The sequence below is a fragment of the Arsenicicoccus cauae genome (assembly GCF_043162025.1).
GTDB classification, from domain to species: Bacteria; Actinomycetota; Actinomycetes; order Actinomycetales; family Dermatophilaceae; genus Arsenicicoccus; species Arsenicicoccus cauae.
The window spans coordinates 2185925-2200273 of the sequence record NZ_CP171001.1 but is presented as its reverse complement, the minus strand read 5'-3'; the positions used below and the strand labels follow the sequence as shown (position 1 = coordinate 2200273).

The following is a 14349-nucleotide window of genomic DNA, read 5'->3' as shown; positions in this document are numbered from 1 at the left end:
TCAGCGACCCAGTCTCCCACAGGTCGACCGGCCCGTATGCCGGGCGGCCGACGCCGTCGCGGGCCACCCCCTGCCGCCGCGGCTCCCGCCCGTGCACGACCGTCACCGCGGGCCCGTCAGCCGTTGGAGGAGCTCTCCTCCTTGGCGCGGATCAGGTCCAGCGCCACCACCGCCCCGACGACGGCGACACGGAGGTTGACCGGCACCCCCGTGTCGAACGACACGACGTAGCGGTGGCGACCGAGCAGCCCAGCGCCGCAGATGGACGCGCGACTCCTTCGACCGCGCGCACTCGTGGCGCAGGACGGGGCGGCGGCGCCCCCTGACAAACCCTCTGATCAGGCCGAACGGCGTTGGAGCACGGCGCTCCAGGCGGTGACGGCGAGGCCCAGGACGGCGAGCACCACCCCGACGCGGCTCGGCCACGCATACCCCCAGCCGGCCGCCAGGACCAGCGACCCGAGCCAGGCGCCGAGGGCGTTGGCGACGTTGAGCGTCGAGTGGTTGAGCGCGGCCGCCAGGGACTGCCCTTCGTGGGCCACGTCCATCAGTCGGGTCTGCAGCATCGGGACGAGCATGCTCGGCAGCATCCCGAGGACGAACATGGCGGCGAGCCCGACCACGGCGTACGGCAGGAGCAGGGCGTAGACGGCGAGCAGGATCGCGATCAGCACCAGGAGCACGGCGATGCCGCGGAGGATGCCGTGCCGCGCGACCCGCCCCGCCACCGCCGCGCCCGTCGTGGACCCGATGCCGTAGAGCGACAGGATCCACGGGACCGCGCTCGCCGACCAGCCACCGAGCTGCTGCAACGTGGGCGAGATGTAGGCGTACGTCGAGAACATCCCCCCGAACCCGACCGTCCCGATCGCCAGCGCCAGCCACACCTGCGGGCGACGCAGCACCGTGAGCTCGGTGCGGACCGAGGCCCCGGGGTTGCCGGGCTGGTGCGGCACGAGCGTCGAGACGGCGGCCATCGTCACGAGCCCGAGGACCCCCACCACGGCATAGGACTGCTGCCAGCCGAGCACCTGCCCGAGCCAGGTCGCGGCGGGGACGCCGACGATGTTGGCGACGGTCAGCCCCATGAGGACGTTGGAGACCGCCTGGGTGCGGCGCCGGTCGTCCACGAGCGACGCGGCGACCAGCGAGGCGATCCCGAAGTAGGCGCCGTGCGGCAGCCCCGCCAGGAAGCGCACCAGCATCAGCGGCCAGTAGCTCGTGACGAGCAGGCTCGCCAGGTGCGCGACGGCGAACAGCGCCATCAGCGCCACCAGCACCCGGCGTCGCGGCAGACGCGATCCGAGGACCGCCAGCGTCGGCGCGCCCACGACGACGCCCAGCGCATAGGCCGAGATGAGGTGTCCCGCGGTGGGGATGTCGATGCCGACGCCCCGGGCGATCTCCGGCAACATCCCCATCGACGCGAACTCCGTGGTGCCGATGGCGAATCCGCCGACGGCGAGGGCCAGGATCGCCAGCCCCGCGTGACGGCGGGAAGCCTGGTGCGGGGGCGCGGCGAGGGGGCTGGCGGGCGGCATACCGGAGCTCCTGGACGTCGGCGAGGGTGGGAGATGCGGCTCGACGACCTCGGCAAGCGCTACCGTCCCACTATGGCACCACTCGGCAGGAGGCTCGTCCGTGCGCTCGCGGGTGCCGTCGTCGATGCGGCCCGCCGTGCCGGGGACGAGCAGCGCGGGCGGACGGGCAGCCGACGGCGCTCTCCCTCCCCCTCCCCCTCCCGTTCCCCCTCCCCCTCCCCTGAGCCGCAGACCAGGCCGTATGCCGGGGACTTCGACGGGGTGCCGGAGATGACCTACGCCCCCGTGGCCGATGACCTCCCGGACCCGGGCGAGGTGGTGTGGGCGTGGGTGCCCTACGAGGAGGACCACGCGAGGGGCAAGGACCGTCCGGTGCTGGTGGTGGGCCGACGCGGTGCGCTGCTGCTGGCGCTCCCCCTCACGAGCAAGGACCACGATCGCGACGCGGCGCAGGAGGCCTCGCAGGGTCGCTACTGGTGCGACATCGGCTCGGGGGCCTGGGACTCGCGCGGGCGACCGAGCGAGGTGCGCGTCGACCGGGTGCTGCAGCTCGACCCGGCCACGGTGCGCCGGATCGGGGCGACGCTGTCACGCGAGAGGTTCGACGAGGTGGCTGCAGCCGTACGCGCTCTGCGCGCCTGACGCCGCGCTGCGTCACACCCCCGCAGGCATGCCGAAGGGCCGCCACCCGAGGGTGACGGCCCTTGCGCAGGCTGGGTGTCGCAGGCTCAGCCGAGCTTGCCGATGGCCTTGGCCATGGCCGACTTCTTGTTGGCGGCCTGGTTCTTGTGGATCACGCCCTTGCTCACGGCCTTGTCCAGCTTGCGGGAGGCGTCGCGCAGGGCGACGGTGCTCTCCTCGACGTTGCCGGTCTCGACCGCGGCGCGGAACTTGCGGATGAAGGTGCGCAGCTCGGACTTGTACGCCTTGTTGCGCTCGGTCCGGGCGTTGTTGGTCTTGATCCGCTTGATCTGGGACTTGATGTTTGCCACGAGAATCCTTCTGTGTGTCAGGTCGATCATTGCCGTTGAGGGCGGCAGCCGTCCTCGGGACCGGGCGTGGGGCACCCGTGGGATGAGGGGCGGCTGGGTGGTGCTGCGTTGCGCGCACGACCTAGGCGCGCACGCAAGGGCCAACGTTACCAGAGTTCGGGCCACCTCCTGGCCGGTCGGCGGCGGGCCGACTACGGTCGGAGCATGGCCACCGTAGCCCTGTTCCCCAGCGTCCTCGGCGTCCGCGCCGGCATCTACGACTTCGCGGACCGGCTGCGCGCCGTCGGGCACGACGTGCGCATCCTCGACTACCTCGACGGCCGCACCTTCGAGACCTACGACGAGGGCATGGAGGCCGCGAAGGAGCACGACGACAAGGTCGTGCTGGGTCACGCGCTCAAGCTCGCCAAGGACGGCGTGCCGCCAGGGATGGTGGTGGCGGGCTTCTCGATGGGCGCGGCGATGGCGGAGCACGTCGCCCTGCAGATGCAGGCCCGCGGCGCGATCCTGGTCGGCGGCGCGGCGCCCACGCGGTGGTTCGGCGACAGGACCTGGCCCGCGGACTGCCCCGTGCAGGTGCACCACAAGGCCGAGGACCCCTTCTTCGAGCCGGACGAGGCGCAGGAGGCCCTGGCGTCGTTGCGGGCGGGCGGGGCCGAGGTCGAGGACTTCACCTACGACGGGGCCGGGCACCTGTTCAACGACCAGGGCCTGACGCAGGAGTACGACGCCGCCGCAACCGAGCTCATGATGCAGCGCGTCATCGACTTCCTGGAGGAGGTCGACTGACCCCCTCCGTATGCCGGCAGGCCCGCCTCAACGGCCGCCGTGACGCTCCCTGGCGATGGTGAGGATCGCCCGCTCCACGGCATACACCGGGTCGCGTCCGCCGCCCTTGACGTCGTAGTCCGCCTGGGCCACCGCCTGGATGCACCGCCCGAGCGCTTCACCGTCCCAGCCGGACAGCTCACGGCGCGCCTTGTCGACCTGCCACGGTGCCATGCCGAGCGAGCCGGCGAGCTGGCCCGAGGGGCCGCGACCCGCCGAGCCGACCTTGACGAGCTGGCGCAGCTTCATGGCGAGGACGGCGACGATGGGCACCGGGTTGTCCCCCCCGGCGATGGCGTGCCGCAGCAGGCGTAGGGACTCGGCGGCGTTGCCGGCGATCGCAGCGTCGGCGACCCGGAAACCGGTCGCCTCCACGCGCCCCGCGTAGTAGGTCGAGACGACACCCTCGTCGATCGTCCCCGTGGTGTCCTGGACCAGCTGTGAGCAGGCCGCCTCGAGCTCGCGGACGTCCTTGCCCACCGCCTCGACGAGGGCCCGCACCGCGTCGGGGGTGGCCTTGCGCCGGGCGGTGCGGAACTCGTTGGTGACGAAGCTCGCCTTGTCGGCGTCGCTCTTGATGGCCGGGCAGTCGATCACCCGGGCGCCGGACTTCTTGAGGGTGTCCAGAACCTTCTTGCCGCGGTTGCCGGACTTGTGCGTGACGATCAGCCACACGTCGTCGGGCGGGGTCGTGCCGAGGTGGGTGAGCAGGTCGGTCTGCAGCGCGTCGGTCGCCTCGTCGAGGTCGCGCACGACGATGGCCTTGGCGTTGCCGAACAGCGACGGGCTCGCGTGCATCGGCAGCTCGCCGCCCTCGTAGGCCGCCCCCTGGAGCGGGACGGTCTCGAGGTCGGGGTGCAGCCCCTTGATCTCGGCGATGGTCGAGCGCAGCGCCCGATCGGCGAGCACCCCCTCGGGCCCGGCGACGAGGACGAGCGGCGGGATGCGCGAGGTGGGGGCGGCGGTCACGGCATACAGCCTGCCAGAACCCACCGACAACCCCGCGGGCTCAGGTCGCCGTCGACGCAGCCCGCGCGCCACGCCTCACCGCACCGCACCTGTCTCACCCTGCAGCACGAGACGCCCTCACCGCCAGGCCTGGCGGCCCACCCGTCGGCGACTCGTGCCCTGGCGTTGGGGCGATGTTTGCCCCCTGTTGCCCGGGCGGCGGAACCCTTGGCGCATGCGAATCCCCCTGCGCGCCATGCTCGTCGCCCTCGTCGCGGCGCTGCTGGCTCTCACCGCCACCACGATCACCCCCTCCGTCTGCGCCCAGGCCGCGCCGAAGCCCGCCCCGGCGACGTGCAGCCCCTCGAGCGCGCGCACGCGCACAACGACTACGAGCACGACCGCCCCCTGCTCGACGCCCTCGACCACGGCTTCACCAGCGTCGAGGCCGACGTGTGGCTGGTGGACGGCGACCTCTACCTCGGGCACGACGCCCCGGACCTGTCGCGCCGCTTCGAGGACGAGTACCTCCGTCCCCTCCTGCGCCGCGTCCAGCACAACGCCCACTCGGTCTACCGCGGCGACGACGGCCGGTTCCGGCTCTACGTCGACGTGAAGTCCGGCCCGCAGACCTGGGCCACCCTCGAGCGCATCCTCGCGCGCTACCCCCAGCTCGTCACGACCTGGCGCGACGGCCGCCGCACCGCACGTCCCGTCGAGGTCGTCGTCTCCGGCGACCGGGACCTGGCCGCGATGCAGAGCGCTCGCGTGCGACGTTCGGCGTATGACGGCCGCCTGACCGACCTGCGCTCGGGGCGTTCGGCGGAGCTGATGCCGGTCGTGAGCGACAACTGGACCAAGACCTTCACGTGGCAGGGCGTGGGCCCGATGCCCGAGGCCGAGCGCGCGAAGCTGCAGGACATCGTCGCCACGGCGCACCGCGCGGGCTACGAGGTGCGCTTCTGGGCGACCCCGGACCTGCCCGGCCCCGCACGCCACGCCGTGTGGCGCGAGCTGGTCGCGGCTGGTGTCGACCAGATCAACACCGACGACCTGGCGGGTCTGCAGGCCTTCCTGCTGGCCAACGACCCGACGGAGACGCAGACGCACCGCGCCCGCTGACCCGCGCCGCGCCTCACCCGTCTCACCCTGCAGCACGAGACGCCCTCGCCACCGGCGCCCCCGGCGCTCCGGGGCCCAGCCCCGCTCAGTCCTGGTCGAAGGTGAAGCCGCTCTGCGGCTGCAGCGACAGCCCGAGCGCAGCGAGACGGGCCTCGACCACCTCCGGCTCGATCTCGAAGTGGTCGGCGAGCTCGTCGAGCGACAGGCCGGCGTCGACGCCCTCGCGCAGCTCGGTGTCCTCGGCGTCGGTCCACGGGTGGCCGCTCGTGACGGCGGTGCGGGTGGAGGGCGGGGCCGGGTGCGGCTCGGTCGCAGACGGCCGCGGCGTGGCCGAGACGACGTCCTCGGTGACCTCGCCCGTCAGGGAGCGCAGCGCCGGCTCGTGGACCGGGGTGACGGGCGCGGCGGTCTCGTCGAGACGCCGCAGGGCGCCCAGCACGAGCTCGCGGTCGGTGGTGGGCCAGAAGGGCGGCAGCGAGCGCTGCAGGAACCCGGCGTAGCGGGCGGTCATCATCCGCGGGTCGAGGAAGGCCACGACGCCGCGGTCGTCGCCGCGCCGGATCAGCCGGCCGGCGCCCTGGGCCAGGCGCAGCGCGGCGTGGGTCGCCGACACGGCCATGAAGCCGTTGCCGCCCATCCGGCCGATCGCCTGGGTGCGCGCGGAGGCCAGGGGGTCGTCGGGGCGAGGGAACGGGATGCGGTCGATGATCACGACCTGGCAGGACGTGCCGGGCACGTCGACGCCCTGCCACAACGTCATCGTGCCGAACAGCGCCACCCGCGGCTCGCGCGCGAACTGCCGCACGAGAGTGGTGGTCTGGTCCTCGCCCTGGCACAGCACCTCGATGTCGGTGCCGTCCGCCGCGAACCGCTCGCGCAGCGCCTCGGTCGCCGCCTGCGCCGCCCGCATGGACGAGAACAGCCCGAGCGCCCGTCCGCCCGACGCGCGCACGAGCGCCTCGATCTCGTCGAGGGTCTGCTCGGCCGTGCCGTCGCGCCCGGGTGGGGGCAGGTGCTTGGCGACATACGCGATCGCCTGCCTGGGGTAGTCGAAGGGTGAGCCGACGTCGAGCCCGGTGTAGCCGGGCGCGCCGTCGCCGCGCAGACCCAGCGTCCCCGCGACCGCGTCGAAGGTCCCGCCGAGCTCCAGCGTGGCGGAGGTCATCACGACCGTGCGCTCGCCGAACAGCTTGTCCCGCAGCAGCATCGCCACGCTCATGGGCGCGACGCGCAGCACTCCCCCGCGCCGCGGGTCCTTGGACAGCCACACGACGTCGAGCTCGCGGCCCTCGAGGATCCGCTCGGCGGTGTCGAAGGTCTCGTCCACCGCCGCCTGCGCCACCTTGCGGGCGCCCGCGTCGGGGCCGTCCTCCTGCCCCTTGTCGGGCTTGAGCTCGGTGAGGACGGATCGCGCGGTGTCCCGCACCCGGGACAGCGCCTGGATCAACGACTGCGGCGGGTCGGTCAGGCGTCCCTCCTCGAGCGACTCGACCACCTCGCCGAGGATGTCGCCGGCCTCCGCGAGCGCCGAGGCGTCGGCGAGCCGGCCACAGCGTCTCGAGGCCGTCGCGACCATGCCGGCGCTCAGCTCGTCGGTGACCGTCGCCGTCACGCGGTCGACCAGCTCGTGCGCCTCGTCGACCACCAGCACGTCGTGCTCGGGCAGCATCATCCGCCCCTCGAAGGCGTCGATCGCCATGAACGAGTGGTTGGTCACGACGACGTCGACGTCCTTGGCCGCCTCCCGCGCGCGCTCGACGAAGCACTCCGCACGCTGCGGGCACTTCGTGCCGAGGCACTCCTGCGCGCTGACGCTCACCTGGCGCCACGCCCGCTCGCTGACGCCGGGGACCAGCTCGTCGCGGTCGCCGGAGACGGTGTGCTCGGCCCAGCTGCGCAGCCGCAGCACCTCCTGGCCGAGGCGTCCGACGCCCGCGTCCACAGCGGCCACCCCGAGCAGGGAGTCGGCGTCGTCGTCCGGCATACCGCCGTCGAGCTTGTGCCGGCAGACATAGTTGCGACGGCCCTTGACCAGCGCGTATGACGGCCGCCTGCCCGCCAGCGGGGTGACCGCCTCGGCGAGGCGCGGCAGGTCTCGGTCGACGATCTGGGCCTGCAGGGCGAGCGTCGCCGTGGCGACCACGACCGGCTTGTCGCTGCCGAGGGCGTGCAGCAGGCTCGGCACGAGGTAGGCCAGCGACTTGCCGGTGCCGGTGCCCGCCTGGACCAGCAGGTGCTCGTCCCGGTCGATCGCGTCGGAGACGGCGTGGGCCATCTGGACCTGGCCGGGGCGGGTGCTGCCGCCCACCCCTGCGACGGCAGCGTCGAGGTAGCGATCCAGGTCTGGGTGCGGCACGCCGCAACCCTATGGCACGGGCGTGACAGACCCCCGCCACGCGATCACGCAGCGGGGTGCGCGGCGTCGATATGCTGGCCGCAACCCGCTCCCCCGTCCCCTCGAAGGTGCCCCTCGTGCGTGACATCGTGGTCTTCTCCGGCAGCGCCCACCCCGAGCTCGCCCGACAGATCTGCGACGAGCTCGGCGTGCCGCTCTCGGGGGTGGACGTGGTGCGCTTCAGCAACGACTGCCTGCAGGTGCAGCTGCTGGAGAACTGCCGGCAGAAGGACGTCTACCTGGTCCAGCCGCTGGTGCCCCCGACGCAGGAGCACCTGTTCGAGCTGCTGCTCATGATCAACGCGGCGCGGGGAGCCTCCGCCGCCTCGGTGACGGCCGTGATGCCGCACTTCGCCTACGCCCGCTCGGACAAGAAGGACGCCTCCCGCATCTCGTTCGGCGGCCGCATGGTCGCGGACCTCCTCCAGACCGCCGGCGCCCACCGGGTGCTCACGATGACGCTGCACGCGCCGCAGGTGCACGGGTTCTTCTCCGTGCCGGTGGACCACCTCACCGCGACGGGGGTGCTGGCCGACCACTTCCGCCAGCGGGACCTCACCGACCACGTCGTGGTGTCCCCCGACTTCGGCAACGCCAAGACCGCCTCCCTGCTCGCGCGCCTGCTCGGCCTGCCCGTCGCCGCCGGGTCCAAGCAGCGCAAGGCGGACGACAAGGTCGAGATCGACATGATCGTCGGCGACGTCGCCGGCAGGACGGCGATCGTGCTCGACGACGAGATCGCCACGGGCGGCTCGATCGTCGAGCTGCTCGGCAAGCTGCAGGAGGCGGGGTGCCAGCAGGCGGCCGTGGCCTGCACGCACGGCCTGTTCACCGGCAAGGCCGTGGCCCGGCTGCGTGACCACCCCATGATCAGCGAGGTGGTGACGACCGACACCGTCCCGCCGCCGCAGGGCTGGCCCGCGCTCAAGGTCTGCTCCACCGCCGACCTGTTCGCCGAGGCGATCGCCCGCATCCACGCCGGCGCCTCGATCTCGAGCCTGTTCGACGGGGTCGACCCGGCCTATGCCCCACCCCAGATGAGGCTCGACTTCTCCTGACGGGGAGGACCCGGCCTCGTCACCTGCTGGCGAGGTCTCCGTGACCGCGCGTACCGTGATCCCTGGTAGTGGCCTGAGACCGATCGGGTTGCGGGATCGACGGGGGGCACCGTGAGCGAGGCCCTGTGGACGGAGCTGTCCGAGCGCGATGTCGACGGCGGGGTGGTGCCCCGGTTCCGGCAGGTGGCGTCGGCGCGCCCCGACGCGGTCGCCGTGTCCGACGAGGACGTGACGCTCACCTATGCCCAGGTGGCGCAGCGCGCGGCGGCCATCCTCGCCGGTCTCCGCGAGGCCCTGGCCACGCTGGACCCGCCCCCGGCGCGTCACGGCGAGGACGCCTTCGGTGCCGCCGAGACCGTGGCCATGTGCTGCGACCACAGCGCCGACGCCGTGGTCACCCTGCTGGCCGTCGTCGCCTCCGGCCACCCGGTCCTCGTGCTCGACCCCCGCACGCCCGGCCCCCGCCAGGCCCAGCTGGTCGAGCGGGCCGGCGCCCGTCTGCTGGTCACGGACCCCGCCAACGAGCGCCTCGCCTCCGAGCTGCACGTCGTCCCCCTGTCGGTCCGCGGCCTCGAGCCCGCCGACCCCGAGACGCTGTGGAGCGACCCGCCGTCACCGACGTCCGTGGCGGCTCTCGCCTTCACGTCCGGGTCCACCGGCGCCCCCAAGCCGGTCGCCAACGACCACCGCCTCCTCGTCCGCGACGCCTGGAACAGCGCGATCGCCACCGGCTGCTACTCCTCGACCGACACGATCGCGCACACCCTGCCCATCGCCTTCCACGCCGGCCTGACGACGACCCTGCACGGCCTGCTCGTCGGGGCCCGGATGCGGTTGTACGACGCCCGCAGCCGCGGCATCGCCGGCCTCCCCGCGGTGGTCGCCGAGCACGGCTGCACCCTGATGATCACCAGCCCCGCGATCCTGCGCGGTTTCGTCGCCACCGCTCCCGAGCCGGCGATGCTGACGACGCTGCGCAACCTCACGGTGGCCGGCGAGGCGTCATACGGCCGGGACATCGAGGCGGTGCGCCCCCTGCTGCCGGCCGGCTGCCTCGTGCGCAACCGCTACGGCTCGTCCGAGACGGGCCTGATCGCCGAGTACGTCGTCGGGCCGGACCACCCGCCGCTCGACGGCCCGCTGCCCGCCGGCAGGGGGGTCGGGCGGACGGTGCTCAGCGTGCTGGACCAGGACGGCGCGACGGCCGCGCCCGGGGCCACCGGTCGGCTCGTCGTCACGGCCCCCCAGGTCGCGACGGGCTACTGGCGGCTGCCGGAGGCCACCGCGGACGCGTTCGCCGACCTCGAGGACGGCCTTCGCCGCTACCGCACCAGCGACCTCGGCCGCGTCCTGCCGGACGGTGCGATCCAGATCGTCGGACGGGCCGACCACAGCGTCAAGGTGCGCGGCTACCTCGTCGACCCCGGCGAGGTCGACGCCGCGCTGTTCGCCCTCGAGGACGTCCGGGAGGCCGTGGTCGTCAGCGGGCCACGCCCCGCAGACGGTCGGGCCCGGCTCGTGGCGTATGTCGTCCACCGCCGCCTCCCCGCGCCCCCCACCGGTCCGGGGCTGCCCGGCGCGGAGCTGCCGGACCCGGGGCTCGAGGCAGCGTGGCGGCAGGCGCTGCGAGGTCAGCTGCCGGCCCACATGATCCCCGAGGCCTTCGTCCTGGTCGGCGCGCTCCCCCGTAACGACCGCGGCAAGATCGACCGCGCCGCCCTCCCCGAGGCGCCCGAGCGCGCCCCGTCCGACGTCCACACCTCACGCTGGGAGGCGCTCGTGGCCGAGCAGTGGGCGGCCGCGCTGGAGCACGACGGCCCGCTGGGGCCCCACTCCGACTTCTTCGCCCTGGGCGGGGACTCGCTCGCCGCCGAGGCGCTGATGACGCGGCTCGTGTCCGAGCTGGGGGTCGACCCGGACCGGGCCCGCACCACCGTCCTCGCGCAGGCGCCGGCGCTCGCCGACTTCGCCGAGGCGGTCCGCGGCACGGACGCCGGCCCAGACCACTGCCTCGTCCCGCTGGTGACCGGACCGGCAGAGACACCCGTCTTCCTCGTGGCGGGGGCTGGAGGCATCGGCATCGCGCTGAGGCCCATCGCCCTGCGACTGGGCGGGCGGCCGGCATACGCGCTCCAGAATCCCGTGCTCGAGGCCCGCGGCCTGCCCGACCTGACCCTGCGCGGGCTTGCCCGGCGCTACGTCAAGGTCGTGCGGAGCGTGCAGCCCGAGGGGCCCTACCTGCTCGCGGGGCACAGCTTCGGCGGGCTCGTGGCCTTCGAGATGTGCCAACAGCTGCGCGCTCTCGGGCAGGAGGCGCGGCTGGCCGTGATCGACTCCTTCCCACCCGAGCCCACGCTGCACCCGGAGCCGGTCGAGGGCACGTCGGTCGCCGCGCGCACGCGCTCGCTGGTGCGTCTGGTGCGCGCGTCCCTGCGCGACACCGCCGGCGCCACGGACGCCTGGCGGTTCTTCCTGCAGTCCGACGGGATGGCGCGCGCCTATCGCTCCCAGCCGTGGCCCGGCCCCGCCCTGATCCTGGTGGCCCAGTCCCCCGAGAAGGACGCCCGCTCCCGGTGGGCACCCCACCTCATCGGACCCCACGAGCAGGTCGAGATCAGCGGCGACCACTTCACGCTGCTGCGCGAGCCGTGGGCCGAGGAGGTCGCAGGGCACCTCCGGGCCTTCTTTGCCGAGGTGGACGCACCCGCCTGACACAAACCGTTGGTCGTCACCCCCTCGGTCGAGGCACGTTGGACGTATGCCCCACGACCTCACCTCGCTGGACCACCTCGACCAGGAAGAGCTGTGGGACGCCCGCGCCGCGGCGACCTACGACACCCCGGGGACCGGGATGGAGGCCCCGGACGTCCTCGGGCCCACCGTCGACCGTCTCGCCGAGCTGGCCGGTGACGGCCGCGCCCTCGAGCTCGCCGTGGGGACCGGGCGGGTCGCCATACCGCTCGTGCAGCGCGGGATCGCGGTGACCGGCATCGAGATCAGTCGACCTGATGGCCCGTCTGGCCGGGATGGAGCTGGAGTCCCGCCACGCCGACTGGCGGGGTGCACCCTTCACCTCGGAGTCGGGCTCCCACGTCTCGGTCTACCGCAAGGCTGCCCGTGATCGCTGACCGCGCGACGGCCCTCCTGTCGTGGGGGGCCCTGCTGGGGCGCTCACCGCACGCGGATGCCGACGGGGCGTCCACAACTGCTGCACTTGCAGCGTCCGCGCTGCGAACTCCGTTGTGCCGCAACGTCACTCCATGAGGCTGGGCTCCAGAGTGCAGCAGTTGTGCACGCTCACGCCCAGCGACGGAGAATCAGGCCATGCGAGAGAAGCCGTCCGTGCTGCACACCGTCCTCGACGCCGAGAACGTCCGCGCCCTGGCGGAGTTCTACCGCCGGCTGCTCGCGCTGGTCTACCGGCCCGGCGACGAGCCGCCGACGGACGCGGCCTCCGACGACGCCGACTGGCTGGTGCTGACCCGCCCGGACGGGACGCGGACGCTGGCGTTCCAGCAGGTCGAGCACCTCGAGCGGACCACCTGGCCGTCGCCGGACGTGCCGATGCAGCTGCACCTCGACCTCACCGTCCCCGACCGGGCGGCGCTGGCGGAGCACCACGCTCGCGCCCTGGCCCTCGGGGCCCAGCTGCTCCTCGACCGCACCGACGACCCCGACGAACCGCTCTACGTCTACGCCGATCCCGCTGGTCACCCCTTCTGCCTCTTCGTCGCCGCGCCGGAGGCCGAGGACCTCGACCACCTCGTCGTCGACGGGCGCGAGCTCCGCATCCAGCGGGCCGGGGTGGCCGACGTCCCGGCGATCGTCGGGCTGCTGCGTGACGACCCCCTCGGGGCCGACCGGGAGGCCAACGACCTCGAGCCGTACGTCGCGGCCTACCACCGCATCGACGCCGACCGGTCCCACCTGCTCGTGGTGGTGCGCGACGACACCGACGCGGTGGTGGGCACCATGCAGCTCACGCTCCTGCCCGGACTCTCTCGCTCCGCCGCGACCAGGCTGCAGGTCGAGGGCGTCCGGGTCGCCTCGTCCGCGCGTGGATCGGGGCTGGGGGCGGCGATGTTCGCGTGGGCGCACGCGTGGGGCCACGAGCACGGCGCATCGCTCGCTCAGCTCACGACCGACCTCTCGCGCGCGGACGCGCAGCGGTTCTACGAGCGGATGGGGTATGTCGCGACCCACGCCGGCCTCAAGCGGCCGCTCCCCTGACGCCGACGCCGCCCCCGGACGTCAGCACCTGCTGCACATGGGTCGTTCGACGTGCGAACACCGTTGTGCCCCAACAATCCGCTCCTGGCGCAGGGTCAGGAGTGCAGCAGCTGTGCACGCGGTCGGCGACCCACGACACCGTCAGGTCCTCTGAGAGCGCCACTCGTCGGCGGTGATCTCGTAGGTCACGTCCCCCAGCTCGGCACCGGGCAACGGGTCGTCCGACGAGCGGACCTCGGTGCGCACGTGCCGCATCCCGAGCTTGCGCATCACGCCGCGGGAGCCGGCGTTGACGGCCAGCGTCTCGGCCCAGATCCGCGCCAGCCCGACGGTCTCGAAGCCGTGGCGCAGGAGAGCCAGCGCCCCCTCGGTCGCGAGCCCCTCCCGCCAGTGGCGCCGCTCGAGCCGCCACCCGATCTCGGCCGCGTCCGGGCGCACCGGCGTGCCCGGCTCGGAGTCGCTGCGCCCCAGGTCCCACCACCCGACGAAGCCGTCGTCGGCGCAGCCGACCCACCACCCGAGCCCCAGCGCGTCGCCGCTCGTGCCGGCGCACCGTGGCCCCCAGAAGGCTTCGATCTCCTCCGGCGTGCGCGCCCGGCCGAGCAGGTGGCGCATCACCTCGGGGTCGGAGTCCAGGCGGTGCAGCAGCGGCAGGTGCTCCATGGTCATGGGCCGAAGAGTGATCCGTGGGGTCGTGAGGACCGGTCGACCACCCGGACGGGACGCCAGGTCCGTGACCATCGCCTGCCTCGGCCACCGGTCGAGCCCCCGGTCGCGCTCGTGCCGCCGCGCGGCCGCCAGCCCGGGACCGTGCTCGGTCTCCGGCAGCACCCGCCACCCCAGCCGCTCGTAGTACGGGCCGTTCCACGGGAGGTCGCGGTAGGTGGTCAGCGTCATCGCGGCGTGGCCCGCCGACCGCGCCCATGCCTCGGCGGCCTCGAGGAGTCGTGCCCCCAGCCGATGCCCGGCGTGGTCCGGGCGGACGATGAGCTGGTCGACGTGGGGGTGGCCGTCGACCAGCTCGACCCGGACGAACCCCACCGGGAGGTCGCGCTCGTCCACCGCCACCCACAGGGTCCCGGCGGCCAGCGCAGGCGCGAAGGCCTCCGGCGGGCCGGGCGGCATGTCCGCCACCAGGTCCATCCCGGCGGCGCGAAAGAGCGCCCCGTCGGAGGCGTCGACCGCCGTCAGCAGCGGCAGGTCGTGGCGGCGCGCGAGGCGGATCGGCATACGGC

At 73.6% G+C, this 14349-nt stretch carries 12 protein-coding genes and 1 pseudogene; 8 read left to right on the top strand and 5 right to left on the bottom strand.

Annotated elements, in window-relative coordinates; genetic code table 11:
- Window positions 1–338 precede the first annotated feature (338 nt).
- Window positions 339–1541 carry an MFS transporter gene (locus ACF3NS_RS10275; RefSeq protein WP_392465898.1) on the bottom strand — a complete coding sequence of 401 codons (1203 nt, stop codon included), beginning with the start codon at window positions 1539–1541 and terminating at the stop codon, window positions 339–341.
- Between the two features lie 72 nt (window positions 1542–1613).
- On the opposite strand from ACF3NS_RS10275, the gene ACF3NS_RS10270 reads away from it, so the two are divergent.
- On the top strand, window positions 1614–2183 hold the full coding sequence (locus tag ACF3NS_RS10270; protein ID WP_392465896.1) for a type II toxin-antitoxin system PemK/MazF family toxin: 570 nt from the start codon (window positions 1614–1616) through the stop codon (window positions 2181–2183).
- 86 nt (window positions 2184–2269) lie between these two features.
- On the opposite strand, the gene rpsT is transcribed toward ACF3NS_RS10270, so the two are convergent.
- The gene (gene rpsT, locus ACF3NS_RS10265) at window positions 2270–2533 is read right to left on the bottom strand and encodes a 30S ribosomal protein S20 (protein WP_288798994.1); all 264 of its coding nucleotides are present in this window, start codon (window positions 2531–2533) and stop codon (window positions 2270–2272) included.
- A 204-nt stretch (window positions 2534–2737) separates the two neighbouring features.
- Here rpsT and ACF3NS_RS10260 point away from each other — a divergent pair, with 204 nt between their 5' ends.
- Window positions 2738–3322, top strand: a complete 585-nt coding sequence (locus ACF3NS_RS10260; protein ID WP_392465893.1) for a dienelactone hydrolase family protein — start codon at window positions 2738–2740, stop codon at window positions 3320–3322.
- 27 nt (window positions 3323–3349) lie between these two features.
- Here the strand turns inward: ACF3NS_RS10260 and holA are convergent, their stop codons facing one another.
- The gene (holA, locus tag ACF3NS_RS10255) at window positions 3350–4330 is read right to left on the bottom strand and encodes a DNA polymerase III subunit delta (protein ID WP_311966647.1); all 981 of its coding nucleotides are present in this window, start codon (window positions 4328–4330) and stop codon (window positions 3350–3352) included.
- 333 nt (window positions 4331–4663) lie between these two features.
- Between holA and ACF3NS_RS10250 the strand changes: the two genes are divergently transcribed.
- Window positions 4664–5431: a phosphatidylinositol-specific phospholipase C/glycerophosphodiester phosphodiesterase family protein gene (locus tag ACF3NS_RS10250; protein ID WP_392465891.1), complete on the top strand. Its 768-nt coding sequence runs from the start codon at window positions 4664–4666 to the stop codon at window positions 5429–5431.
- Between the two features lie 85 nt (window positions 5432–5516).
- Here ACF3NS_RS10250 and ACF3NS_RS10245 read toward each other — a convergent pair whose 3' ends face one another.
- Window positions 5517–7706 carry an ATP-dependent DNA helicase gene (locus tag ACF3NS_RS10245; protein ID WP_392469116.1) on the bottom strand — a complete coding sequence of 730 codons (2190 nt, stop codon included), beginning with the start codon at window positions 7704–7706 and terminating at the stop codon, window positions 5517–5519.
- Between the two features lie 197 nt (window positions 7707–7903).
- Here ACF3NS_RS10245 and ACF3NS_RS10240 point away from each other — a divergent pair, with 197 nt between their 5' ends.
- From ACF3NS_RS10240 to ACF3NS_RS10220, 5 genes and pseudogenes are all read left to right on the top strand, one after another.
- A complete protein-coding gene (locus ACF3NS_RS10240; protein ID WP_392465890.1) occupies window positions 7904–8884 on the top strand; it encodes a ribose-phosphate diphosphokinase in 981 nt (326 codons plus the stop codon).
- A 111-nt stretch (window positions 8885–8995) separates the two neighbouring features.
- Complete coding sequence (locus ACF3NS_RS10235) at window positions 8996–11596, top strand: AMP-binding protein (protein ID WP_392465887.1); 2601 nt, start codon at window positions 8996–8998, stop codon at window positions 11594–11596.
- Window positions 11597–11642: 46 nt separating this feature from the next.
- Window positions 11643–12005: a hypothetical protein gene (locus tag ACF3NS_RS10230; protein WP_308191410.1), complete on the top strand. Its 363-nt coding sequence runs from the start codon at window positions 11643–11645 to the stop codon at window positions 12003–12005.
- A 203-nt stretch (window positions 12006–12208) separates the two neighbouring features.
- Window positions 12209–12616, top strand: a pseudogene (locus ACF3NS_RS10225) (VOC family protein); the annotation flags it as partial.
- 72 nt (window positions 12617–12688) lie between these two features.
- Window positions 12689–13114, top strand: a complete 426-nt coding sequence (locus ACF3NS_RS10220; protein ID WP_392469115.1) for a GNAT family N-acetyltransferase — start codon at window positions 12689–12691, stop codon at window positions 13112–13114.
- A gap of 141 nt (window positions 13115–13255) precedes the next feature.
- On the opposite strand, the gene ACF3NS_RS10215 is transcribed toward ACF3NS_RS10220, so the two are convergent.
- Entirely contained in the window at window positions 13256–14344 is a 1089-nt protein-coding gene (locus tag ACF3NS_RS10215) for a GNAT family N-acetyltransferase (RefSeq protein WP_392465886.1), read from the bottom strand.
- Window positions 14345–14349 lie beyond the last annotated feature (5 nt).

Bases quoted from the DNA above. Each gene is read 5' to 3' on its own strand.
- ACF3NS_RS10275 (WP_392465898.1), bottom strand. From the start codon at position 1,541: ATGCCGCCCGCCAGCCCCCTCGCCGCGCCCCCGCACCAGGCTTCCCGC.
- ACF3NS_RS10270 (WP_392465896.1), top strand. From the start codon at position 1,614: ATGGCACCACTCGGCAGGAGGCTCGTCCGTGCGCTCGCGGGTGCCGTC.
- ACF3NS_RS10260 (WP_392465893.1), top strand. From the start codon at position 2,738: ATGGCCACCGTAGCCCTGTTCCCCAGCGTCCTCGGCGTCCGCGCCGGC.
- ACF3NS_RS10245 (WP_392469116.1), bottom strand. From the start codon at position 7,706: ATGGCCCACGCCGTCTCCGACGCGATCGACCGGGACGAGCACCTGCTG.
- ACF3NS_RS10230 (WP_308191410.1), top strand. From the start codon at position 11,643: ATGCCCCACGACCTCACCTCGCTGGACCACCTCGACCAGGAAGAGCTG.
- ACF3NS_RS10215 (WP_392465886.1), bottom strand. From the start codon at position 14,344: ATGCCGATCCGCCTCGCGCGCCGCCACGACCTGCCGCTGCTGACGGCG.